Source organism: Serratia sp. 2880STDY5682894 (assembly GCF_001537385.1).
In the GTDB taxonomy this organism is placed as follows: Bacteria; Pseudomonadota; Gammaproteobacteria; order Enterobacterales; family Enterobacteriaceae; genus Serratia; species Serratia nevei.
On sequence record NZ_FCJA01000002.1, the window covers coordinates 491098 to 516760 of the forward strand.

General features: G+C 59.1%; 16 protein-coding genes. 15 read left to right on the plus strand and 1 reads right to left on the minus strand.

Features of this window, described 5'->3' with window-relative positions; all coding sequences use genetic code 11:
• Positions 1-14 precede the first annotated feature (14 nt).
• From tssH to AWX27_RS07135, 11 genes are all read left to right on the plus strand, one after another.
• Positions 15-2600: a type VI secretion system ATPase TssH gene (tssH, locus tag AWX27_RS07085; protein WP_060420440.1), complete on the plus strand. Its 2586-nt coding sequence runs from the start codon at positions 15-17 to the stop codon at positions 2598-2600.
• 64 nt (positions 2601-2664) lie between these two features.
• Entirely contained in the window at positions 2665-4926 is a 2262-nt protein-coding gene (gene vgrG / locus AWX27_RS07090; RefSeq protein ID WP_060420442.1) for a type VI secretion system tip protein VgrG, read from the plus strand.
• A 12-nt stretch (positions 4927-4938) separates the two neighbouring features.
• Positions 4939-7164 (plus strand): DUF2169 family type VI secretion system accessory protein, encoded by a 2226-nt coding sequence (locus AWX27_RS07095; RefSeq protein WP_060420444.1) that lies wholly within the window; start codon positions 4939-4941, stop codon positions 7162-7164.
• Complete coding sequence (locus tag AWX27_RS07100; RefSeq protein ID WP_230200943.1) at positions 7154-8308, plus strand: pentapeptide repeat-containing protein; 1155 nt, start codon at positions 7154-7156, stop codon at positions 8306-8308. The genes AWX27_RS07095 and AWX27_RS07100 overlap by 11 nt, the downstream gene beginning before the upstream one ends.
• Entirely contained in the window at positions 8301-8915 is a 615-nt protein-coding gene (locus tag AWX27_RS07105) for a DUF3540 domain-containing protein (RefSeq protein ID WP_019456420.1), read from the plus strand. Before AWX27_RS07100 ends, AWX27_RS07105 begins: the two co-directional genes overlap by 8 nt.
• Before the next feature lie 6 nt (positions 8916-8921).
• Entirely contained in the window at positions 8922-9287 is a 366-nt protein-coding gene (locus tag AWX27_RS07110) for a PAAR-like domain-containing protein (protein ID WP_038872288.1), read from the plus strand.
• A gap of 9 nt (positions 9288-9296) precedes the next feature.
• Complete coding sequence (locus tag AWX27_RS07115) at positions 9297-9803, plus strand: type VI secretion lipoprotein TssJ (protein WP_060420446.1); 507 nt, start codon at positions 9297-9299, stop codon at positions 9801-9803.
• Position 9804: 1 nt separating this feature from the next.
• Positions 9805-11163 (plus strand): type VI secretion system baseplate subunit TssK, encoded by a 1359-nt coding sequence (gene tssK, locus AWX27_RS07120; protein ID WP_038872282.1) that lies wholly within the window; start codon positions 9805-9807, stop codon positions 11161-11163.
• A complete protein-coding gene (gene icmH, locus AWX27_RS07125) occupies positions 11160-12671 on the plus strand; it encodes a type IVB secretion system protein IcmH/DotU (protein ID WP_060420448.1) in 1512 nt (503 codons plus the stop codon). Before tssK ends, icmH begins: the two co-directional genes overlap by 4 nt.
• Before the next feature lie 35 nt (positions 12672-12706).
• Complete coding sequence (tssM, locus tag AWX27_RS07130; protein ID WP_060420450.1) at positions 12707-16186, plus strand: type VI secretion system membrane subunit TssM; 3480 nt, start codon at positions 12707-12709, stop codon at positions 16184-16186.
• A 25-nt stretch (positions 16187-16211) separates the two neighbouring features.
• A complete protein-coding gene (locus tag AWX27_RS07135; protein ID WP_004935323.1) occupies positions 16212-16565 on the plus strand; it encodes a DUF6277 family protein in 354 nt (117 codons plus the stop codon).
• A gap of 264 nt (positions 16566-16829) precedes the next feature.
• Here AWX27_RS07135 and AWX27_RS07140 read toward each other — a convergent pair whose 3' ends face one another.
• Positions 16830-17057 carry a hypothetical protein gene (locus AWX27_RS07140; RefSeq protein WP_019453435.1) on the minus strand — a complete coding sequence of 76 codons (228 nt, stop codon included), beginning with the start codon at positions 17055-17057 and terminating at the stop codon, positions 16830-16832.
• A 238-nt stretch (positions 17058-17295) separates the two neighbouring features.
• Here AWX27_RS07140 and AWX27_RS07145 point away from each other — a divergent pair, with 238 nt between their 5' ends.
• From AWX27_RS07145 to AWX27_RS07160, 4 genes are all read left to right on the plus strand, one after another.
• Entirely contained in the window at positions 17296-17586 is a 291-nt protein-coding gene (locus AWX27_RS07145) for a hypothetical protein (RefSeq protein WP_038872271.1), read from the plus strand.
• A 704-nt stretch (positions 17587-18290) separates the two neighbouring features.
• On the plus strand, positions 18291-18866 hold the full coding sequence (locus AWX27_RS07150; protein WP_060420452.1) for a helix-turn-helix transcriptional regulator: 576 nt from the start codon (positions 18291-18293) through the stop codon (positions 18864-18866).
• Positions 18867-18972: 106 nt separating this feature from the next.
• The gene (locus AWX27_RS07155) at positions 18973-19842 is read left to right on the plus strand and encodes a hypothetical protein (RefSeq protein ID WP_060420454.1); all 870 of its coding nucleotides are present in this window, start codon (positions 18973-18975) and stop codon (positions 19840-19842) included.
• A gap of 34 nt (positions 19843-19876) precedes the next feature.
• Entirely contained in the window at positions 19877-25663 is a 5787-nt protein-coding gene (locus AWX27_RS07160) for a non-ribosomal peptide synthetase (RefSeq protein ID WP_060420456.1), read from the plus strand.

Below are 25663 nucleotides of genomic sequence, written 5' to 3' on the forward strand. Positions count from 1 at the left end.
TAAGGAAATTTAAGGTGTATCAACGAGAACGTCTTTTTTCGCGATTGGGCCACTTTGCTTATCAGTCCTTCGTTGAAGCCACCAAGCTGTGCCGGACCTTCAGGCACGAATACGTGGAGCTTGAACACTGGCTGAAAGTCCTGGTGGACAAAGAACGCGGCGATTTGCCGCTGATCCTGGCGCACTACGCGATCAATATTCAGCGAGTAAGCGATGCGTTGGATCGCATTCTCCATACCTTGCCAAACCGGACGAATGCGGTGGTGGATCTGTCGACGCAGTTGGAAACGGTGGTGGAAAGAGGGCTGCTGATGAGCCAGCTCGCCGAAACGCCGTCCGGCGGCGTGCGCACCATCCATATCCTGGTCGGCATTTTGCAGGATCCCACGCTGCAGCGCAGCCTGTACCGGCTGAGCGAAGAGTTTAAAAAACTGCCGATCCCGCAGCTGTTCGACGACTACCCGGCGATTCTGGCGGAGTCTGTCGAACACGAGGAGGAGGAAGAAGAAAGCTACGGCGCGCTCGGCGAGGCGCCGGATGCGCCCGAGACGGTCGAGATACTCGATAAATGGTGTGCGGACCTGACTCGTCAGGCGCGCGACGGTGAAATTGACCCGGTGATTGGCCGCGAAGCGGAGCTGCGCCAGGTGATCGACATTTTGCTGCGCCGTCGGCAGAACAACCCGATTTTGGTGGGCGAAGCCGGGGTCGGCAAAACGGCCGTGGCGGAAGCGCTGGCCTGCAAGATAGCCCAAGGGCAGGTGCCGCCGCTGCTGCAGGGCGCCCGGCTGCTGTCTTTGGATCTGGGGCGCATGCAGGCCGGGGCGAGCATGCGGGGCGAATTCGAATCGCGCCTGAAAGCGCTGATCGACGCCATTGCGCATTCGGCCGTGCCGGTGATTTTGTTCTGCGACGAGGCGCATACGCTGGTGGGCGCCGGCGGGCAGGCCGGCACCGGCGACGCCGTCAACCTGTTGAAACCGATGCTGGCCAGGGGCGCGCTGCGCATGGTGGCGGCGACCACCTGGTCGGAATACAAACAGTTCATCGAGCCGGATGCCGCGCTGACGCGCCGTTTCCAGTACGTGCTGGTTTCAGAGCCGGACGAAGAGAATGCGGTGAACATGATGCGCGCCATCGCCCCGCATTTTGCGCAGCACCACAGCGTCAAGATCCGCGAGTCGGCGCTGCAGGCGGCGGTGCACTTGTCGCTGCGCCATCTGCCGTCGCGGCAGCTGCCGGACAAGGCCATCAGCCTGCTGGACACCGCCTGCGCGCGGGTGGCGCTGAGCCAACATGCGCAGCCTGAAAAAATCGAGTCGCTCGAGGCCGGGCTGGCGGTGAAGCGTACCGAAATGCACGGCCTGCAGGAAGAAAGCAAATTCGACGATCTGGCGCTCACCCGCATCAGCGAATTGCAGCAGACGCTCAGCGAGATGGAAGGAGAGCTGGATGCGCTGCGTCAGCGGCAGGCGCAGGAGCAGCAGGCGGTCACCACCTTGCTCGATGCAGAGCAGCAGTCGCCGGATCGTTTGCCGCAGCTGGCTACCGAGTTGGGCGAGCTGCAGGGCGGCGGTCTGCCGCTGGTGTATCCGTGGGTGGACGATCGCGTCGTGGCGGAGGTGCTGTCGGATTGGACCGGCATCCCCACCGGCCGCATGCTGCAAAGCGATCTGGACAATGCGCTCAACCTCAACCAACTGCTGAGTCGCCAGATTTTCGGCCAGCAGACGGCGATCGACGAAATCGCGCAGGCGGTGAGGATCTCCCGCGCCGGCATCCAGGCGCACGATCGGCCGTTGGGCGTTTTCATGCTGTCCGGCCCGAGCGGCGTCGGCAAAACGGAGACCGCGTTCGCCCTGGCGGAGGCGATGTACGGCGGCGCGCATAACCTGATCGTCTTCAATATGAGCGAGTTTCAAGAGTCGCACACCGTCTCCACGCTGAAGGGGGCGCCGCCGGGCTATGTCGGCTATGGCAAGGGCGGCAAATTGACGGAGGCGGTGCGGCGCAAACCCTATTCCATCGTGCTGCTCGACGAATTCGACAAGGCGCATCCCGATATCCATGAAGCGTTCTATCAAGTCTTCGACAAGGGCGTGATGGAGGACGGCGAGGGCCGCATGATCAGCTTCCGCCAGTGCTTTATTTTGATGACCAGCAACATCGGCGCCGGCGAAATAGAAGCGACGCTGGCGGAAACGCCGGAGCTGAAAACCGAGGCGCTGCGCCCGATGCTGCACGACGTCTTGGCGCGCTTTTTCCCGGCGGCGCTGTTGGCGCGCATGAACGTCATTCCTTACGTGCCGCTTTCCACCGAAGCGATAACCCATATCGCCACCAAACAGATTTCACGTTTACAGCAGCGTTTGCACAAAGAAGTGGGCGTGTCGCTGGTGCTGGAGGGCGACATCCCAGGCTGGATCGCCAAACGCATCAGCGCCCATCCATCGCGCGGAAGAGCGGTCGAGTCGCTGCTGCAGCAGGCGATCTTGCCGCCGATCAGCAATGAAGTGCTGCAGCGCAAACGGACGGGACAGGAACTGCAAAATATCCAACTCATGGTCGAGAACGATAGCTTAAGTGTTTATTTCGACTGATTTTTAATTTACCGCCGGCCCGCAAACGCGGGGCGGGGTTCGATATCGGATCAGAGAGGTTGTTATGCCTTTAATCGAAATTGATAACCCGGTGTTAGCCGAATTAAATGCGTTTCCACTCAGCTTCACCACCCAAGAAGGGTTGTCGAGCAACTCGCAATATTCGCTCGAATTCGAATGCGAACAGGCGGACGTGGATTATGAATCCTTGCTGGGTGAAGGGATCCGCATCCAGATAGAAAGGCCGGATTTCGGCTCGCGGCCTTTCTATGCTTACGTGATCGGCGCGTCCGATGCGGGGCAGCATCAGGATAAGTTCGTGTACAAACTGGAGCTGAGCACCTGGCTGTGGTTTTTGATGCAGAACCGCAACAGCCGTATTTTCCAGGATCTGAACGTGCTCGATATCATCGAGCAAATCTTCTCTCGCTATGGCTTTGCCGACTACCGTCTGGATATTCAAGGCACCTATCCGACGCGTGAGTATTGCGTGCAATTTTCCGAAACGGATTTTGCGTTTATCAGCCGCCTGCTGGAAGACGAAGGCATCTGGTATTACTTCGATCACGCCGAGGATAAGCACACGCTGGTGATCACCGACCGGCAGGATTTCGACGATCTGGATTTCGGTTACGCCGTGTTGCCGTTCATGCCGGACAGCGAAGAAAACCGCGCCATCCGCGAAGGGATCCAGCGCATCCAGCGTTCCCGCAAAGTGCGTCCGAATGAAATCGTGCTGCGTGACTTCGACTTCCAGAACCCGCGCAAGAACCTGCAAACCAAGGTGGAAGAGAGCCGCCTCGGCCTGCAGAACACGCCGCTGGAGTGGTACGACTACGCGGCGGGCTATGTGGATACTGAACGCGGCGAGAATCTGGCGCGTTTGCGCCTGGAAGAAATGCAAAGCGACGGCCACCTGCTGTTTGGCGAGAGCAACGCCGTCGGGTTGATGGCCGGCAAGGACTTCTCCTTGATTTTGCACCCGGACGCCAACCGCAACCGCCGCTTCAAACTGACCCGCTGCGACTATGTGTTCGTGCAAGATGGCCCCGACAGCAGCAGCGACGGCCGCAACGTGACCTGCCGTTTCAACGCGTTGAACGACGACGTGGCGTTCCGCCCGCTGCGCGAGACGCCCAAGCCGCAGATGCCGGGCATCCAGAGCGCCACCGTGGTCGGCGCGCCCAATTCCGAAGTGCATACCGACAAGTTTGCGCGCATTCGCGTGCACTTCCACTGGGATCGCTACAAAACCACCGAGGAAGACAGCTCGTGCTGGATCCGCGTGGTGCAGGCCTGGGCGGGGAAAGGCTGGGGCGTGATCGCCATGCCGCGCGTCGGCCAGGAAGTGTTGGTGACCTATGTCGACGGCGATCTCGATCGCCCGATGGTGACAGGTATCGTTTATAACGGCGATAACCCGCCGCCTTATCAACTGCCTGAATACATCAACTACTCGGGGATGGTGTCGCGCTCGCTGCGCTTCGGCAAACCGCAGCATGCCAGCCAGCTGACCTTCGACGACAACCGCAACAACGAACGCGTCATGCTGCACGCCGAACGCGATCTGCAAACCACGGTCGAGCGCAACCAGGCCACCGAGGTGGGGATGGACAAGTTCGACATCATCCGCCGCACCTTTACGGACTGGTTCACCAACCACGTTTCTTACAAGGATTACGTCTTCAGCATTACCGGATTTAACGCGTCGATCACCGGCGTCAGCGCCTCACTGACCGGCGTCAGTCTTAGCGCCACCGGGGTCAGCACCTCGTTTACCGGCGTCAGCACCTCGTTCACCGGCGTGAGCACGTCGTTTACCGGCGTCAGCACGTCGTTCACCGGGTTGAGCACGTCATTTACCGGGCAGAGCACCAGCTGCACCGGCGTCTCCAACTCGATGACCGGCGAAAGTAACTCCTTCACCAGCATCAGCAACAGCATGACCGGCGAGAGCAACAGCTATACCACGGTCAGCACCAGCCAGACCGGCAGCAGCACCAGCTTTACCGGCGTGAGCGTGAGCACCACCGGCTCATCGACCAGCACCACCGGCTGCAGTATCAGCACCACCGGTTCCTCGACCAGCACCACCGGCTGCAGCATCAGCACCACCGGCAGCAGCGTGAGCACCACCGGCAGCAGCGTCGGCACCACCGGCAGCAGCGTCAGCAGCACCGGCAGCAGCGTCAGCAATACCGGCAGCAGCGTCAGCAATACCGGCAGCAGCACCAGCACGACGGGGGTGTCCATCAGCTACACCGGCGCGTCACTGTCCGAGACCGGCGTCGATTTGAAAAAAGTCGGGATGCAAAGCAAAAACTAACGAGGCGCGGCAATGAGAATCATACGGCCACAGCAATTGGTAGTGATTAAAGGGGGTTACCAGATCGGCGCAGACAGCCGGCTCGGCATCAGCGTCGTGGCCGGATGCTACCTGTCCCGACCGGAACACTTCGTGAACGAAGCCGAAATCTGGGAGGCGTGGAAGCGTGCGCCGCTCAGTCTGCCGGTGTTGGACGTTGCTGAGCCGAAGCCGTTCGCCGAATACCTGATCGCCGGCCATGCCGGCGTCGGGCAGCCGGTAAAAACGCTGGACGTCAGCGCCGACATCGGCGGGCTTAAGCGCCGTTGGCGGGTGGAGGGCGAGGGGCGACGCGGCGCGATGGGGGCGGAACCGTTCCTCAGCGTGCCGCTGGACCACACCTCGGCCTGGGGCGGTAAAGACAGCAAGGAGAACCCGGTGGGGCGCGGTTGCAATGATGGGCTGCGGCCGCTGCTGATGACCTTGTCCGCCGAGGGTTCCGCACAGGAGCGTTCCCCGCTGGCGGCGCCGGCGCCGGTGCCGCACGAGTTTTCGCTGCGCAAGGCGCATATCGATAAGGTGGCGGGCCAGATCGCGAGCAAAGCCTACCTCGAGAAGGCGTTTCCCGGGCTGCCGGCCGATATCGATCGGCGCTATTACCAGATGGCGCCGCCGGCGCAGTGGCTGCCGGAAGCGGCGTGGCCGGATAGGGTGCCCTTCGAACTGCAGGGCGTCGGCGCGCAGAGCCAGGCGATTCGCGGCGAGCTGCCGGCGGTGCGCGGGCGGGCATTCATACGCCGCCACGATAGCGAAGGCCTCGAGGAAATCGAACTGCAGCGAAAAACGCTGTGGTTCCTGCCCGACAGCGACATGGCGCTGATTATTTTCACCGGCAACGCGCCGCTGACGCATCTTCTGGACGAGTCCATCGAGTCCCTGATGCTGGCGTTGGATCGTTGCGACGCGCCGCGCCCGTTCGATTATTTCCGGCAGGTGCACCATAAACGCAGCGACGACGACGCTTCGCCTTTCGAGTTCCTGTTCGATCCGGATCTGATGCCGGCGGAGATGGGGCTGAACGTCATCCAGGCGGCGTCGGATCACCCCAGCGATCTGCGTTACGATCCGTCGCCCACGTCTTTGGGCGACTCTGCCGTTTTCTATCAACGCATTCGCGAGGCGATTGCCTTGCACCAGCAACAGACGACGGCGGAGCCCGCTACCGTGACGCTGCCCGATTTGCCGGATCTGCCTGCCGAAGAGGGCAATGACGCGTTTTTTCCCGCTAGCGCGACCGTGGAGGGGAAAACCTTCACCGGATTGCGCGGCCCTGCGCTGTCGGACAAGCATTTTCTGCAATGCCGTTTTGAGCGCTGCGACTTTTCACAGGCCGTTCTGGAGAACTGCACCTTCGAAAACTGCGTTTTTGATGCGGTCAACCTGACGCAGGCGGCGCTGCGCCGGATCCGCATGGTGTCGTGCACCCTGCAAAAGCCGCTGATGGCGGAAAGCGTATGGCAGGAGGCGGTCCTCGAAAAAGTGACGCTGGAAGAGCCGCAGGGGCAAGGCATGCGGGCCGAGGGCGTGAAGCTCGATTACTGCGTCTTCGAGCGGGGGGATTTCACCGCGAGCCGCTTTGAGCGCGGGGCGATTGGCAACGGCATGTTCAACGGCTCGACGCTGATCCGCGCGCAATTCCTGCAAGGGGAGCTGGACGCCTGCGTCTTCAACCGCTGTCTGGCCGAGGGGGCGGTGGCGCTGGATATGGCGTTAACCAAGAACTCGTTTCTTGGCGGCAATTGGCGCGGCGTGCGCTTCGAACGTTGCCGAATCGAGAGCATGACGGCGGGGATGCAGGTGAATTTCTCCCACGGCGTGTTCAGCGACTGCGGCTTCACCAAAGTGGGGCTGAAAGCGGCGCGTATGGAGAGGTGTCAGCTGCAGTACAGCGTTTTCACCGAATGCAATTTCGACGAGGCCGACCTGACGGCTTGCGCGATCGTCGGCTGCGACCTGGCCGGCGTGCGGTTTAAAGACAGCGTACTGGCGCACGCCCGCTGGCAAAACAGCAGCGCGCAGCAAGCGATGTTTTATAACGCCGATTTGCGCGATGCGGGATTTGAGCAGTGCAACCTGGCGGCGGCGAATCTGGCGATGACCTGGCAGGACGCCGGCACCCGTTTCAGCGGGTGTTTGCTGGAGCGCGCGTGCTGGGTGCCACGCAGAATTATTCAGGGGGACTATGCGCATGAAAACTGAAAGCCGCGTGATTCAGCAGGCCCTGCCTGACACCGAGGTGATTGAGCTGGAGGTCGCTCAGACGGTGTCGCAGACGCCGCCCCTGCCGCGAACCTTCAAAAAGCGGCGCTTCCACGATCGCGAGCTGAAAGGACTGACGCTGAGCGACTGTTTTTTTATCGACTGCCATTTCGAGCGCGTCACGTTTGAAGGATGCGATTTGCGGGCAGTGCGCTTTGAGGGCTGCACCCTGAACCAGGTCAACGTGGTCGGCGGCAGCTTGCTGCGCCTGTCGTTCAACGAATGCCGGTTTGACAACCTGACGCTGCAACGGGGGCTGCTGTGCAATCTGGCGTGCAACGACACCATGCTGCGTGGGTGCTACATCGGCGACTGTCTGCTGGACGACTGCAGTTTGATCCAGTGCGAGGTCAACGGGGCGGAAGTCGAGCGCAGCAGCCTGGGGCACCTGGCCGTGCAGTCCAGCATCCTGACCAACCTGATGTTCCAACAGGACATCATTCAGGACGCCAATTGGTATGCCTGCCAACTCACGCAGTGCCTGTGGCAGGCATCGACCCTCGAACGCCACATCATGGGGAGTTGCCGGCTGGAGAAATGCAGCTGGCAGACGATCGAGGGGCAGGCGCGCATCTGGTTCACCTGCCGCCTGTCGGGCTGCAACCTGGCCCAGCTGCGGCTGCAGGGCGCCAGCTTTCACCGCAGCGAGCTGGAAGGGTGCTCGTTCGCCGACAGCGATCTGACGTCGGCGATCTTTGCCGAAGTGCAGGCGCTGCGCTGCGATTTCGAGCGTGCGACGCTGACCCTGGCGCAGGCGCAGAAGGCCCGGTTCAGCGAATGCGCGATGAACGGCGCCCACTGGGGGCGCGCCAGGCTGACGCAGGCGGAGTTCAGGGCGTGCGATCTGGCGCTGGCCAACATGGAGCAGGCCGAGATGCGGGAGGCGAACCTGATGGAACAGCCGTTGACCGCCGCCCAGCAACAGAGCGCCCGCCTGCATGGGGCGAAGCGTCATCGCGCCGAAAATGTGCCGCTTACCGCCGATCCGTTCTTGAGTGCGATCGACGCCTGGTATGCGCATCAACAACCGGGACCGCGGCAACCGTCGTATCAACGGCCAACAGGAGTAAGCAGATATGTATAAGTCCAGAAGAGAGCATCAGAAGGTCTATGCCAACGCCAGGGTGACGCCTTTGCAGTTGGTGCGCAGCGCTCCGCTTGCCGAACAAGGGGGGCGCAAGGTGGTAACGCTGGCGGCCGACGCCAATGGCGGCCTGTATGTCGATGGCATGCGCGCCCACTGCCTGGCGGTCGCCACCAGCTGCCTGGTTCAGCCGCTGGCGGGCGATCGCGTTTGCGTCATCGTCGACGGCGACAAATTGGTCATTACCGAGATCCTGTCGCGGCAACAGGCGCACGCCGTCATGACGCTGGACAGCCGCAGCGCCAACTTGCGCATCGTGGCGCCGGAGATCGAACTGCAAGGCGGCAAGCGGCTGACGTTGCGCAGCCCGCACTTTACGCTGCTGACGCGCAGCAGCCGCTGGGTCGCCGAAACGCTGCACCAAATCTCTCAACGCCTGTTTGTGCGCAGCAAGCACGCAAGCCGGCGGGTGGAGGAAACCGACGAGGTGCTGGCGAAGCACATCATTCAGGATGCCCGGCAATCCCTCGTCATCAACAGTGAAATTGGTTCCCTGAAGTCTTCGGCGGTGCTGAAGATCGACGGCGGCCAGATACATATGGGGTAAGTCATCATGACCGCAGCCAACAACAACACGGCCGGGATCAGCTTCGCCGGCTGTGACCCGATGATCCCGGCGCCGGGCCCGAATACCGCGCCCAACAATACCGGCATACCGAACGTGCCTAACTATTTCCTTTGCGGCGGCAATGAACAGAACATCGGCAGCATTCGCGTGGCCACCGTCGATTCGGGCGGGGTGATCGGCGCCGCCTCGGGGACGCATTCGGCGCAGATGCAGCCGATGCAGGGGTCGGGGAAGTATTTCACCGGCGGGATGCCGGTCACGCGGTTAGGTGATTCCAGCACGACGAACAACAACAACATGGTCGCCACTCAGGTCGCGCCGAGCCAGACCAAATGTTTCGTTAATGCATAGGAGTTCAGCATGGTGAAAACGCTCCGGGGGATCGCGGCAGGGGGACTGTTGGCGGTGGGGATGCTGAGCGGGTGCAGCTGGTTTTCTCACGACGGGGCTGCCGATGCGGGGCGTCGATTGCGGTTTATCGATGTCGAGGTGACCGCCAACGACAACGTGAACCCGAATGCGGCCGGACAGGCGCAGCCGGTCAAGGTTTGCGTCATCGAAACCAATCGCTCGGGGTGGATGCCCGACGGGATTGGCGATGGCGCCCCTTGCCGCGAGACGGCACCGTCGGAAGGGGCGCTGAGCCGGCACCAGAGCATTTTGCAACCGAGGGAGACGCTGCGTTATCGCTTCGAGGTGCCGGCGGGGCAAGAGCGATGGGTCGTCGTGGGGGCGGAATTTCAGCAAATCAGCGGGGTATTGCCGCTCGCCGAGCAAAAATCGCCCGCGCAGGCTGATTCGCAAATGAAGGTGATGGTGGGGATGACGTCACTCAGCATAGTGACTAACGACAAAATGGATGAATGACATGTTACCTAAACAACGCGTCGCCTGGGTAGAAGGCATGTTGATGGAACCGCAGCATTTCCAGCAGCAGGAACGTTTTTTCGAGCACTTGATTGAAGCGCGCTTGCGCAGCGTCGAAACCTTTACCTGGGGGTTCCTGACGCTGGAAATCGACAACGGGCTATTGGAGCAGGGCAAGTTTGCGCTGAAGAAAGCCAAGGGCGTTTTCCCCGACGGCACGGCGTTCAGCATGCCTGAGGATATTCCGCTGCCGCCACCGCTGGTGCTTGGAGAGGGCTGCCAGGGGAAAGTGGTGTGCCTGTCCGTGCTGATGGACATTGCCGGCAATGCCCAGATCGATCTTATCCAGGATGAGCGGAAAAGCAGCCGTTTTCGCACCATGGACGCCGACGTGCCGGATCGCAACCACGGCGTCAGCCTGGAGGGAACACCGCGCGTGTGCACGATGCAGCTGGGGAGCCTGGTGACGCGGCTAAGCCTGGAAGATGCGGTCAGCAGCGCGGAAAGCGTGCTGCCGGTCGGCTTCGTGCGCGAACTCACCAGCGATCGTCGGGTGCTGCTGGATGAGCGCGCCCTGCCGCCGATGCTGGACTTCCGCGCCATCGGCTGGCTGCCCGCGTTCACCACCGAATTGCTTGGGCTGATCAGCCAGCGTCTGGAGTCGGTGTTCCGTCCGGATGTGCATATGACGATCGGCGGGCTGTCCGAGCTGCTGGAACTGCTGCTGCTGCAAACCCTGAGCGAGTTCAATTTGCGCATCAGCCAACTGTTGGCCAGCCCGCAGGTGCATCCAGAAACCCTGTTCGACACGTTGTTGAGCCTGCTGGGGCGGCTCAGCATCATTCCCGGCGGCGAGCGGCTCTGGGACCGGGCCGATTTGGTGTATCTGCACGATGAGCCGCACAACTGCTATTTCCAGCTGTTCGCCTCGATTCGCCGCGCGCTGTCGCTGGTGATCGAAGCGCCGGCGGTGGCGCTGCCGTTTATCGATCGCGGCGACAGCATCTACCTGTGCCCGAACGACTCGCAGCTGCGGCTGGAAAAACTGGTGTTTGCCGTCAGCTGCGGTTTGTCCATCGAGCATCTGCGTTCGTACTTCCCCGCGCAGGTCAAGCTGGGGCCGGTCGAGAAAATCATTCAGCTGATCGATCTTCAATTACCGGGCGCTCGCTTGCTGCCGATGGCTTCGCCGCCGCGGCACATACCGTATTACCCGAACAGCATCTATTTCGAGGTGGATCATGCCGACCCGATTTACAAGGAAATGATGGGCGGCTCGGCGATGGCGCTCAGCATCGTGGGTGATTTCCCGGACCTGCGTTTTGACGTCTGGGGATTAAGGCAAGGGAGGGTGGGATGAACGAATTCGAGAGGAAAATCCGCGAGGCGATGGCGGTAACGCGCAACAACGCGACCCCGCGTCTCCCCACGTCCGGCTCGGTGGGCAAAACCACGGCGGAAATCGCCGCGCTGTCCTTCGGCGCGCGGGCGTTGGCCGCCAAGCTGCGGCCAGGAAACGCCGGGGTGGCGGCGCCCCCCGAACCCAAACCTTATGAAGCAGAAACCGCCGTCCCGGAAAGCGTCGAACCCGCGCCTGGCGATCGCCAGGCCGATGCGGCGCCGACCTCGAGCGGGCTGTTTGGCCGCGCCGCGCTGAGCAAGCCCGGCGTAATGATGGGCCACTGGGACAACCCGCTGATCGCCGCCGCCATTCCGGTATTGCTGCAGGTGGAGCGGGTGCGCGATCAGAAACAGCTGAACCCGGCGGCGGTGCGTGCGCAGATCGTGCGGGAGATCCAACAATTCCAGCAGACGTTGCTGGCGGATCACGTTGCGCCGGGCGATGTGGACAAGCTGGCCTATCTGCTGTGTTCCTACGTGGACGAGTGCTGCATGAGCACGCTGGAGTCCGGGGAACTGAACCTCAGCCTGCTGGTGGAGTTTTATCGCGATGCCTGGGGTGGGGAAAAATGCTTCGAGCACCTGCAAGAGTATCTGGCCGCCTCGCCGCGCAACAAGGAGATCCTGGCGTTTTACGATCTGATCCTGTCGCTGGGGTTTGAGGGGCAGTTCCACGTGATGGAGCGCGGCGCGGTGCTGTTGGCCGACGTGCGCAATCGCCTTGACGGTTATCTGTACAGCCAGAATCCGACGCAGACGCTGGCCGATGCCGAACCGAGCAAAGTGGTGCGCAAGGCCACCCGTATCACGCCGCTCAAACTGCTGTGCTACGGCCTGGCGATAGCGCTGCTGGCGTATGCCTCGGCCGCCTGGTATCTGCATGACCAGTCCCGCGCGCTGCGCAATGCCATTCTGGCCTGGACGCCGCCGCAGCCGCGCAAAATCAACATTATGGAGACGCTGCCGCAGCCGCTGCCGCAAATCCTCAGCGAAGGGTGGCTGGAGGTGCGCGCCGATCCGCGCGGCTGGCTGTTGATCTTCACCTCCGACGGCGCCTTTGCCACCGGGCAGTCGAAGCTGTCGGAAGAGTTTAAAAAGAAACGCAACATTGAGCGTCTGGGGGAAGCGCTGGCGCCGTGGCCAGGCGATCTGGAGGTGATCGGGCATACCGACAACAAACCGTATCGCAACACCTCCAACAACTCCAACCTGAAACTGTCGGAAGCCCGCGCGCAGACGGTGGCCGACAAGCTGCGGGAATCATTGGCCAACAGTAAATACAACCGCACCGTGACGTCGGTCGGCAAGGGCGATCAGGAGCCGCTGGACGACAACGCGACGGAAGAAGGGCGCCGCCGCAACCGCCGGGTGGACATCCTTTGGAAAATCGGCGAGAGGGAGATGGCTTCACCGTCTGCCACGTTGAATCAGGCAGGGGTAGCCGCCGAGGTCCCCGAGGATAACTAAGACATCCGTCGGCGTAGAGATAATAAGGAAATTATATGATACGTAGATCATTCATATTGGTGATTGCCTTGCTGCTGTGTGCGGTGGTGTGGTGGATTGGGCCGCTGATCGCCATCGGCACCTACCGGCCGCTGCTGTCGGTCTGGGTCAGAGGCATCATCATCGCCCTGATCCTGTGCTGGGCGCTGTGGCCGTTCGTGGCGACGTTTTTATCCTGGGTGTTCCGCCACGCGCGGGCGCCGGCCCCGGCTAAAAGAAAAACCGCGCAGCGAGATCGCGTGACCTCGCGTTTTTACGACGCCTTGCGCACCTTGCAATACGTCGGCACGTCGAAGCAGCGCACCCCCTGGCAGCGTTTCAAATACCGCCTGGCGCGCCGTTATATCAGTGAAAAGCCCTGGTTCCTCGTCATTGGGCCGCCGGGCAGCGGCAAAACCTCGCTGATCGGCGAAAGCGGCGAACGTTTCTTGCTGGCTGAACACTATGGCCTGCAGCAGACCGTGGACGTCGGGCCGACCCAGGATTGCAACTGGTGGCTGGCGGAGAACTCGGTGTATGTGGACACCTCCGGTGAATGGCTGCAGCTGAACGGCCTTGGCGAAGACGGCGCCAGGGCGCGCGATACCCTGTTCAAACTGATCCGGCGCCACCGCCGCCATCCGGGCATCGACGGCATCATGCTGTGCCTGGATGCACGCTGGCTGCTGCATGCCTCGCTGACGGAAAGAAAATCCGTCGCCGATGCGCTGCGCGTGCGCCTGCTGGAAATGGCCTCATGGTTCCGCTGCGAGCTGCCGGTCTATCTTACCATCAGCCACCTCGATCAACTGGTCGGCGGCGAGACCTTCCTGTCGATGCTGGGCGACGACCTGTTGCAAAAAGGGATGGGGTTCAGCCTGAACCGGGCCGAACAGGGCGAAACCCCGTTCGAGCAGTATGAAGATCTCTACCGGGAGATGGTGGCGCGCGTCAGCCATCACGTGCTCGAACTGCTGCACGATGCGCCGGACGGCCAGAACCGCCAACAGCTGCTGTTCTTCACAGAGTCGTTGGGATCGCTGGGCAACCCGCTGTATTCGCTGCTGGAGCAGATTTTCCCGCAAACGCCGGTGGGCTACGCCTGCCATTTGCAACAGGTATGGCTGGGCAGCACCATCGCCTTGCCGCCGCAGGGCGCGATTTATAACGCGGAAGCGGCGGATATCTATGAAGCCCGTCCCACCGGGCGCATTTACCACCCAGAGCTGAATTACGCCAGGCAGGAGCGCGGGGTGCTGCAGCAGTCTTCTCACGCCAGGCCGCTCGGCAGCCGCATGAGTTCCCTGGGCCGCTATGTGCTGGTGCTGGTGCTGCTGGCGGTCTCTTTTAACCTGCTGGCGATGCGTTACCTGTGGGAGAGCGATTACATCTCTTACATTGCGGCGCGCTTTGACGAAACGAAGCGCATCGTGCGCGAAATACCGGTCACGAACCGCGTCAGCGACGATGTCATCTCCGCCTATGAGCAGTTGGGATACATGAACGCGCAGCTGGGCGGTGAGGTTTCGCCGGTGCCGAATCCCTATTTCGAGCACAAGCTGATCAACAGCGCGGCGCAAAAGACCTACCAACGCCATTTGCTGCAGATCTTCTGGCCGGCGGTGGAAAACTATATCGCGGACGAACTTAAGAATGACGTTTCGGCGTCCAATAAGGACGTCTACGGCACGCTGAAAGTGTATCTGATGATGGGCGAACCCTCGCACCGTTCTGCCGAGGCGCTGGTCGACTGGTTCATGACGCGCTGGGATAGCTTTATGCCGCAGGGCTACACCGACATGAACAAAGGCATTTTCGCTTACCACCTGCGGGAAATGTTCTCTCTGCCGAATGCGCCGGTCATGAAAATGAACGGTGACCTGCTGCGCCTGGCGCGGGTGAAAGCGATGAATATTCCGATGCAGGTCAGGGTGGTGCGCCGCATCGAAGAGAAACCGCTACCGGCGGCGATCAACGACATTTCATTGGCCGACGCCGCGGGGCCGAACGTGTCATTGATGCTGCGCCGCAAGAGCCAGGCGACGGTCACCGATACCGCCGTGCCGGGGTTCTATACCCGCGCCAGCTACCGCGATGTCTTCCTGGCACAGCTCGATGACGCCGCCAAAGACATGATCGAAGAAGAGTCCTGGGTGCTGCGCGACAGCGCGGAAGGGAAAAACGCGGTGAACTCGCTGGCCTCGGCGCAGAAGCTGGCCGACGAGGCGAGGAAGCTTTACCTCATCGAGTATGCGGACAAATGGGATGCTTTCATGCGCGACGTGCGAGCCCGGCCGGTCAACGGGCTGGAGGATGCGGCGATATTGGCGCGCCAGCTGTCCGATCCTTCATCCCCGCTGGCCAACCTGGTGCGTTTCGCCGCGCGTGAAACCAGCATGACCGGCACCAACCAGGGCGATGCGGCGAGCTGGTTCGATCGCCAGCGCAATCGTATTGAACAGCAGCGGCGTGACATCCTCGGCGAGATTTCCGGCGAGCGCGCGCGTTTTCGTCTCACGCCGGAACGCGCGGTGGAAGACCGTTTTGAGCTGCTTCGCCGCCTGGGGTATCAGCTGTTGCAGACCACCAACGCCAGCAACGATCCGCTGAGCCGCAGTTTCGAAGCGCTGTACAGCCAGCTGACCACGCTCTCCACCTCATTGCGCGGTGGCCAGGTGGTGCCCGCCGGCGGCACGCTGAAGCGGCTGCAGCTGGATGCGGCGCGTCAGCCGGAACCGGTGCGCAGCGTCATGATGGATCTGTTGCAGGTCGGCGACAGCCAAACGATCCAGCAGAGCCAGAAGAACCTGAGCAAAGGCGCTTCATCGCTGGCTTCCGGGCTGTGCAAGGGCAGCATCAGCGGGCGCTATCCGTTCTCGCGCAACGCCAGAGCGGAGGTCGGCATCGAGGACTTCTCGCGCATGTTTGGGCAGAACGGCGCCATGCAGCAGTTCTTCGATGAAAACCTGGCCGCTTACGTGGATGTCAACGCGCAGAAATGGAATGCCAAACCGGGGTCTGAGGGGATCGTCAATGCGAGCACGCTCGGCGCATTTGAAAATGCCCGTTTGATTCGCGACACCTTCTTCACCGCCGGCGACAAACTCTCGTTTTCCATGTTCATCAGGCCGCTGTCCCTGACGCCGACCATCACGGAAGCGACCCTGGACATCGATGGGCAGGTGATTAACTACAGCCATGGTTTTAGCCAACCCACGCGTATCGACTGGCCCGGCCCGAAAGGCGGCAGCTATGTTCGGCTGACCTTCCGCACCGGCACCGGCCAGATCCAGGTCGCCAGTTTCGACGGGCCCTGGGCCCTGTTCCGGATGTTCGACGCCAGCAATCCCGTGCCGCTTTCCAGCGACAGGCGAGAGCTGACGATGTCGATGTCTTCGGTGGTGGGCGTGCTCAAACTGGAACTGCGCTCGACGATGAAAGATTTCCCACTTTGGTCACGGGCGTTGCGAGGATTCTCGTGCCCGAAAGCGATGTAAACACAACCGTAAAGAGGTGATAAACATGTTAGATCCAGCCAAAATTTTAGAAACCATGAAGGCCGGCGGCAATTTGGGCACCAACTCCCAATCGTCGCTGAGCCAGCCGTTTATGCAAGGCGTCAGCAATATTCAAATGTCGGGGCCGGATGCGGCCAAGTCGGTCATGAGTAACGTGACAAAATCTTGCGATGATATGTTCGGCAATATGAAGGGCATTTTTAATGGGCTGCAGTCGAATGTGAACGCACACCAAAAAATGCAAACGGGCGAACAGCCGAAAGATTTTAATGTTTCTATGGACGATCTTCGCCCGGCGATTGCGAAAGGGTTCCCGCACGAAATGGCGGACTTCTTTTCCAAAGTGCCGAAACTGTAATCTGCAACTCGGTGGGTAATTTACCGGGGGGCCGAAATGCCCCCTGGTATTCACAAGGAGAGGTGAGATGATCAACGAATGGATGTTAAAAAATGCCAACAAACGCATGGGCTTTTTTATTGTGGTGATCCCCAGCCTGTTTTTTTGGATGATGCTTTTTCTGACCTTTTATCTTTTTTGATTCTTTGAGGTAAAAAAAAAGCACCCGCTAAGGTGCTTAAAGTGAAACGAATTAAAAAAATAGGAAGGGATGAAAATGCGTTATTACAGTTTTGAAATGATCTGCAATCCGCTGGAGATCAGCGCATCGACGGCCAGACCAATACCTTTACCGATGGTGCCGACAACGGTTTTGGCATCCGGGTTAACACCGGCAATCGCGGAAATGGTATCAATACCGGTTCCCACTGCACTGCCAATCAGTGTCCCTACGTCACCAAAAAAACCAGCACCGTTCACTTGTTCAATTTCAATTGCGGATAGTTCTTTCATGATTGAAACTCCTTTTTCAGTTAGCCCTTTACTTCAGGCAATTTCATTATTGCAAATCAGGTCTTTTTTTCAACAGAAGTATTACTATTTTTTATACTATTCTGTTGTCTGTTATTTTAATTTCGTATCGTTAGAGTATATATTGCCGAAGCCTGATTTTCGTCTCCCCCGTTCGTGCTGAATGAGGGATGCCGGTTTTTATTTTCAATCTGAATGACCTATATCTGAAGGGGAATTTATGAAGGTTTTGACGACACCGGAAAGACCTTTCCGCTATGAAGATCTGGCGGAAAAAATTGTCACCGAGGCCAGAAGCCGCTTGGGCTGCGCCGCTCTGCGGTTTTTAGACTGCCTGATCCAGGGATATGGCCCGCCGGTGATTGTCTTTGATATCTATAATAATCACGGTAAGTTGCAAACGGTGAAACTGATTCTCCCCATCGGAAGTCATAAGCAGTTAAAAAAAGATCACCTCGGGCTGATCGCCTGCCTGGAGGCTAAAAAACTGGTGAGATTAAAAAAGATATAAACAATGTTCCGCATCGGCAACGCCGACTGAGTTCTTCTTGTTTTTCGTCACACCGCTGAATAATCTCTGTCCCTGCCTGGATTCTCTTATATCCGCGGACGATGCGTTCGCCTTTTTTCAACCCATCAACGCATTTTTTTGGAATCACTTATCGTCATAAAGTGTAGCTTTTCTTTATGCATTTTTTTTACAATAGGATTAATATGGTTATAGAGGGTTTTTTAATATGGCCAGCCAGGATGACGGCACATCTCGAGATAAAGCATTATCCCGCCTTTCTTCTAAGTAAAGTCCTAATACATAATCGGATGCTCTTAACAATCAATACAGAGCCGTGTTATGTTCTATATTATGTTTTTTTTCGATATTTATCTGGATATATTGCGCTCTTGGAGTAAAATTAACTTATCAGAGAAAATTCTTGGCACCGTATCACGGATGGCAATGATGCACTATAAATATAACTTACGGTAACCCATTACCTTGTAAAACGCGGTACTTCCCCGCGTCTTGCTTTTGTGTGCTCTCCAGGGCTGATGAGTTTATATCATTATATATAAAATACACTTTTTGCGAGGCGAAGACGTTTCCGCATCGCATATAACGCTTTTTTATTAAAAAGCATCTCAAAACTAAAAAATAATCACAGCAATCATATTGCAGTAAGGAGAGTGGGCAAGCGTAGTCAAAAGGGAGGTTTGTTAATGGAGCGCGTCAATATTGCTATCGTCGATCAAAATCAATTTTTCAAGCTTGGGTTGGGGCTCGCCTTGCAAGAGGGTTTTCTCCAGAATGGTGTCAAGGCCAAGATCACGGGAGAGGAACGGGCCAACATTATATTCCGGGCACCGGATAAGCGGGTGTCCATCAATTTTTGCCATACCCAGCTTTTGCAGGGCAATTTTTCTTCTATTCCGCTCTATTTTTCAATACTGGAGCATAAAACGATTTTTCCAAAAATCCATTGCAATCTAGAGGCCGGAAGCATTACGCGCAAAGACGGCGTGGCGGCGATCGTGGATAAGGTCATGGTTTGCTATCGCAAGAAAAACAGTTTGGTTTCAAGCTATTGCCCACGTTGCCGCACCCAGTTGACCTTTAGCGAAGGGAAGGTGTGCCGTCTGATTCATCTGGGATACTCGCAAAATCAAACTGCGATGTTGCTCGGCATCAGCCCGAAAACGGTCAGCATTCATAAACGCTCTGCGATGAGAAAACTGAATATCGATAACAATATTGAATTCTTGCGCTGGTTAAAAATGCACAGCGACTCTTGTTAATGGAGAGGGGGAAAGTGACGATCTGATTCGGTATTTTTACCGGCGCAGGCGGCGATCGTTCATGGTTGCCGCCTGGCATGGAATAGGTTTTATAGGGAGATAAAACATGGCTGATTTTGTAAGGGAAACGGTTTCCAAAAATCATTTCAAATTATTACAGGATCTTTATGGCAGAGATCTGGGCGGGGAACGTTTCCTGCACTGGAAGCATCTGCTCGATCCGCATTGTGGCGCGCCAAGGGAGAAGACGGGCATATTTTACAAGGATCGGGAACGTTATCTCGGGATGTTCGTTTCCAGCTTTTATCCCTTTAAGATCAACGGTGTTAATGTCAATGTCAATATGCTTGGCGATCTTGGCATCCATCGTCAGGTAAAGTCCGCCACCGTACTGAAAGATTTTTTCCTGCAGGCCAGACGGTCGGACGTGGCGGCGGATATCTGCTTTTCCGATGACAGGAAGATCCGGGTTTACGAAAAAATATTTAGAAAGTATTTAACAACCAATACCCAAATCTATCCTTATGTCGAATTAACCTTAAAGCCTGACAAGTTTATGGCATTTCGTTTTGCTGAAAGTGGGCTCGCACAGCAGGCAAGCTTCATCAATAATTTAGGGCGGGAAAAAGATCGCCGCGCCTTTGAGTATATTGAAAAACACCCCCTGTACCATAAAATTCATTATATCAACAAAGGCAGCCACTACGCCGTGATTGGCTGTTCTCATGAATGTGCCGAACTCTTGGATATTTCCAACCCTTCCAGGGAGTGTTTTTCCTGGGCCATCGGTGTGTGTCGGCATCTGCATAACCGTTGCAAAGTAATGATCCCCCTCGCTTTTTATAAGTCGGTTTGCGCTCAGGCGGCGGAGGTCATTTCAGAAAAACGCATCAACATGCTTATCGGCTATTACTCACAAAAGATAAGCGATCTGATGCCGAAAGAGGTTTGGGTATGCCGCATGGATCGCCGTTAAGCAGGGCTTGTGTCTTCTAAATGGAGTGTTTGTCATGGAAGAAATTCCTGTATCACCCTACTCAAAAGTTTTTATCGATGAATATGATCGCCATCCTGAAGGCTGCAATTACAACGTATTGGTGCTGCAGCGAATTGAGGGCGCGCTGGATCCCATCCGGTTGCAAGCCGCGCTGAATGCGCTGGTGCAAGATCATGTACTGCTGAACAGCCATATTCATGAACAGGATGGCGAGCTGTATTGGCGCCGCAATGACGCAATCCATCCGTTGCAGCATTACACGGACCGCACGCTGCTGACGCAAGTGATTCGCCGGCCCTTCGATATTTACCGCGGGCCGCTTTATCGCTGGGCGCTATTCGCCGAGGGAGAGCGGCGCTATACCTTGGCGTTGGTCGGCCACCATCTGGTGATTGACGGCGCCTCTTCCGACGAGTTTTTCTCCCTGGTGAGCCAGTACTATCGCCAACAGCGGCTGGCGACGCGCGTCGAGGCGGCCGAGATCGCCGCCGTTAACCGGCAACTGCAGCAGGAGGTGAAGCAACTGGCCGCCGATGGGGCGCTGGCGCATTGGCGCGCCGAAGCGGAAAGTTTGGGCGCGCTCGAGGTGCCGTTTGAGCGAAGCGGCGCTGGCCGTGAAGACGAAGCGGGCGAGCTGCGCTTCCACTTTCCCAAAGCGCAATGGAAAGCGCTGAAACAGGCCTCGGGGATTCGGCGAGTGAATGATTTCCTGGCGCTGCTGGTGCTGTGGGGCATCTTGATGGCGCGCAGCGGCAATCAGGAAACGGTCTACATCAGCTATCCGGTGTCGATAAAGAAGGGGCAAAAATTTGCGCTCGGCGGCCATGTGAACACCAGCGTGTTGCCCCTCTCTTTGCGTGACGGCGCGAGTTTTTCCGACGTTTATCGACGGGCGCTGGCATTTATTACCGCCGCGCCGCCGCAGTCGCGCCAACGTTTTAACCAGCTGCCCACGCAAGAGGTGGTGCGGGCGTTGGGGATCCGCGCGTTACCGATCTCCTTTGCCCAAACCAACTTGCGCGATGCGGCATTGCCGCTGGCCGATTGCGCCACCTGGCCGCTATTCGAAGCCAATCACGATATGGCCAGCGCGGCGCTCTCGCTGGAATACGAAGACCGGGCCGATATTGATGCGTTGCAGTTCCGGTTGCGCTTTCGCCAGGGCATGTTTGACGAGGAAGACATGCGCGACTGCGCGGCGCATTTTACTCGCCTGATGCAACAGGCGATGAGCGCGCCTGACGCCCCGTTAAGCCACATGGCCTTTTATCCCGCCGCCGACAGGTCGCCGCCGGATAATGAAAGTCTCCCGCTGCCAGGGGAGACCCTCAGCGCCCGTTTTGAAGCGATCGCGCAACGCTACCCGGAAAACATCGCGCTGGAGTATGAGGGGCTGCGCGTCAGCTACCGTGAGTTGAACGGCATGGCGAACAGCCTGGCGCGCGAGATCGTGCTTCGCTATGCGTCGCTGACCGGGGCCGAGCCCCAGGTCGACGCGCCGATCGCGCTATACAGCGAAAAAAGCCTGGAAATGGTCGTGGCGCTGCTGGCGGTGCTGAAAACCGGCGCGGCCTATGTGCCGATCTCCTGCCATTATCCCCAGGCGCGTATTCAACATATTCTTGCGGAAACGCGGGCGGCCTTGGTGATTGCCGGGCCCTCTATGCAGACGGCGGCGGAAGCGTTGGCGGCGATGATGCCGCATCCCCAGGCCGTGCTGACACTGGGCGATCTGAGCCGCCTGCCGCATGAACGGCATAATCTGCCGGTGGTCACCGCCGCCGAACGGCTTGGCGCGATCATTTATACCTCGGGGTCGACGGGAGTGCCGAAAGGCGTGATGCTCGAGCAGCAGGCGATGTGCGGGTTGGCGACCGCGTCCGGCATCGCGATTACGCCCGAAGATGTCTTGTTGTTCCTGTCCAGCCCGGCGTTCGACGCGGCGACGTTCGAAGTGTGGGGCGCCTTGCTCAACGGCGCCAAACTGGTGGTCATCCGCGACACGGAAGATATCGCCGGCGATGTGCCGCAGCTGGAAGCGCTGCTGCGTCGGCAGCAGGTGTCGATTCTTTGGGCCACGCGCAGCTTGTTCGATCATCTCTACCTCAGCAACCCCGATCTGTTTGCCGGGCTGCGCTATCTGCTGGTGGGCGGGGAGGCGCTGACCGCCACGCTGATGCAGCGCCTGGTGCGGCAACCTCACCGTCCGCAGTGGGTCATCAATGGCTATGGCCCCACCGAATGCACCACGTTTACCACGATGTACGCTATCGCTCAGGACGAAGCGCGCAGCAGCATTCCCATCGGCAGGGCGATACCGGGGCGTGAGCTCTACGTGCTGGATCGCTGGCGGCAACCGCTGCCGCCGGGCTTGGCCGGCGAGTTGTATATCGGCGGTTCGGCGCTGGCGCGCGGTTATCTCAACCAGCCGCAGCAAACCCAGGCGAGTTTCATCGAGTTGCACGGCCGGCGCTTATACAAAACCGGCGATCGGGTGCGTTGGCTGCGCGACGGCAATCTGGAATATCTCGGCAGAAATGATTGCCAGGTGAAAATTCGCGGATTCAGGATTGAACTCAGCGAGATAGAAAATGCGATCAATGCCCTGGAGGGCGTCGAGAAAGGCGTAGTGGTGGATGTCGTCCATCGGGAGAGCAAGCGCCTTGCCGCCTATTTGCTGATGGCGCGGGGCGTGGCCTGGGATCCTGCCGAATTACGCTCCCGGCTTGAGCGCAGTTTGCCGGATTATATGGTGCCGTCCAGCTATGTCGAGATTGACGAGATACCGCTGACGGTTAACGGCAAGTTGGATCGCTCGGCCTTGCCCGCGCCGCAATTCGCGCAAAGCGGGCGTTATGCCGCGCCGGAGAACCCGCTGGAGGCGCTGATTTGTTCCCTGTGGTCGAACATTCTTGGCGTGGAGACCGTGGGCATCGACGACGACTTTTTCCGATTGGGCGGCGATTCGATCCAAAGCATTGTGTTCACCAGCGAATTGAGCAAGTCGGGTTACCACAGCAACTCGCGTGCGGTGTTCGAAACCAGAAATGCGCGGGCTCTGGCCCAGCGCATTCTGCGGCAGCAAGACGCGGTTACCGCGCTCAACGAACAGGGTGAACTGCAGGGCGAATTCGAGCTGCTGCCGATTCAACGCTGGTACCGTGAGCTGGCGCCGAATCGCAGCGCCTTCTTCAACCAGACTTTTTTGGTGCGGGTACCGCCGATGTCCGCCGAACAGGTCGCCGATCTGGTGGCTGCGCTGGCGGATCAGCATGACATGCTGCGCGCGCGTTTTAGCGTCGACGACGCCGGCGTCATCGTGTCGCAGCGCTACCTGTCAGCGGCCGACGGCGGCCCTTCATGGGGCTACTATGACCTGGCGCTTTGTCGCCAAAGCCGCGCCGAGCTGCTGCGCCAATGGCAATCGGGGTTTGATCCGGCGGCAGGGCCGATATGCCGCTTCGTTTACATCTTTGACAGCCGCGCCCCCGGCTACGCGCTGATGTTCTGCGCGTTTCATCATCTGATCGTCGATGTGGTTTCCTGGCGCGTCATCGTCAGCGATCTGCAGCGGTTGCATCAGGGGGAATCGCTGCCGGAAAAAGGCACCAGCTACCGCCAATGGGGAGAACGGTTAAGGCAATACGCGGCAACCCGGCAAGACCAATGCGCTTACTGGCTGGCGATGATCGCCGGGCAGCCCGATTACGCCACGCTCAGCGGCGTGGCGCAGGCCCCTGAATTTTGCCGCTTCGAGTGCGATGTGGCGTTGACCGCGCTGCTGATGGACGGTTGCCACCAGGCCTACAACACCTCGGTGCGCGAAGTGCTGTTAGCGGCCCTGGCGCCGGTGTTGCAGGCATGGCACGGCAGTGCGGACAGTTACCTCACGCTGGAACACCATGGCCGCGATATCAATGACGATAAGATCCGGCTTGAGGGCACTGTCGGCTGGTTCACCGCCTTGATGCCCTTGCGCATCACCGCGCACGAGTGCCAAAAAACCACGCTGCGCGCCATCAAGGACAGGCTGAGAAAGATGCCTGACCACGGTATCGGTTATTCGGCGCTGAAATACGCTTCAGCGCCGGGCGATGAGGTGCCGGCTTGCCTGCGGCGCCACCGCCTGCCGGCCATTTCGTTCAATTATCTCGGCGCGTTCAACGAGCAGGCCGACGACGCGTTATGGGCCTTGATCGACCAAACGGCGGATTTGGAAAATGGCGCGATGCCGGTCAGCGGCAACGTATTGGATCTGGTGCTTTATGTTCACGACGATCGGCTAAGCATCGTCATGTCAGGTTTGCTGCCGCATGAAACGCTGTCGCGGATCGGGTCGCACTATGTCGACAGCCTGTCGGCGCTGGTCGAGCACTGCTGCCACGAAGCCAACAACGGCGTTTGTCTCGCCAGCCCGGGTGACTTCCCCCATGCCGACGTCAGCCTCGCCGAATTGGATCGCTGGCAGCAAAAGCATCGTCTCGCCGCCGTTTTCGAAGCCACGGTAACCCAGCGAGAGTTGATGTATTTCAACCGACTCAACCGCGAGTATCAGATCGACCAGGCGGTTTATGAGATCGCGGGGCCGTTGCAGCCGGCCGTATTGAATCAGGCATGGGCGCTGGCGCTGCAGCGGTTTGAAATGCTGCGCGCCGGATTTGACGATCAAACCCGCCGCGGCCGGCCCAACGTCTTTATCTGCGAGACGCTGCAGGCGCCGATCGCGATGGACGATTGGTCGGATGCCGCGCCAGCCTCTCTGGAGGAACGGATGGAGGCGCTGCTGGCCCGGGAGAGGGAGACCGCGTTTGAGCTGGATGCGCCGCCGTTGATTCGCTGGCGCCTCATCAGGTTGCATGCGGACGAGCACTATCTGGTGCAGACCTTTAACCACATTCTGTTTGATGGATGGTCGCTGGGGGTCTTGTTCGGCCAGTGGTTCAACGATTACCTCGCCCTGTTGGTGGGCCGGGTGCCGGCGCTGGAGATTAACCGATTCGAACCTTTTGCCGCCCATGTGCGCACGCACGGCAATGATCCCGAGGCGCGGGCCTTCTGGGCAGACTATTTGCGGGATGCGCCGGTCAATCAACGCTTGCCGCTGACTGCCGCACCGCAGCTCGTACCGCAGGGGCGCCGGATGCGTCAGCATGGCGACGAATTCTCCAGCGCGCAGATGGCGCGCCTCACCGCGTTTTGTCGGCGGCAGGGGATCACGGTCAACCAACTGACGCAGCTGGCCTGGATGCTGGCGCTGGCCGAGGCGCTGGCTTGCGATGATATCGCCATCGGCACGACCATGAGCGAGCGCCCGGCCGACATTGAGCAGGTGCAGACGCTGTTTGGCCTGTGCGTCGCAAGCCCGGTGCTGCGGCTGCGGGCGATTCGCCGCCGCCCCCTTTATGAGCTGCTGGATGACATCGCGGATTCACAAACCTTCCGGCAGAAATACGCCTTTTCCGAACTGAATCGATACGACGAGAATTGGGTGCCCACCTCGCCGTTCGGCAGCCTGTTCGTGTTCGAAAACATGCCGAAACCGGCGATGGATCCACGGCTGCCGTTTCAGTGCCGCGTGATGGATATCGTCAGCGGCAGCAATCACCAAACGGTGCTGTGCCTGTTCCCCGAGGCGGAACGGCTCGCCATTTCACTGTTTTATGATTCCCACGAGATCGCTCGGGAAAACATCGTCGAATTGGGCCGACGTTTTCTGATTATTGCGCTCGCGATCGCCAATCTCCCGCCCGACAGCGACATCTGCGCTGAGGACGGGATTATCCAGGCTGAGGAGGCATGA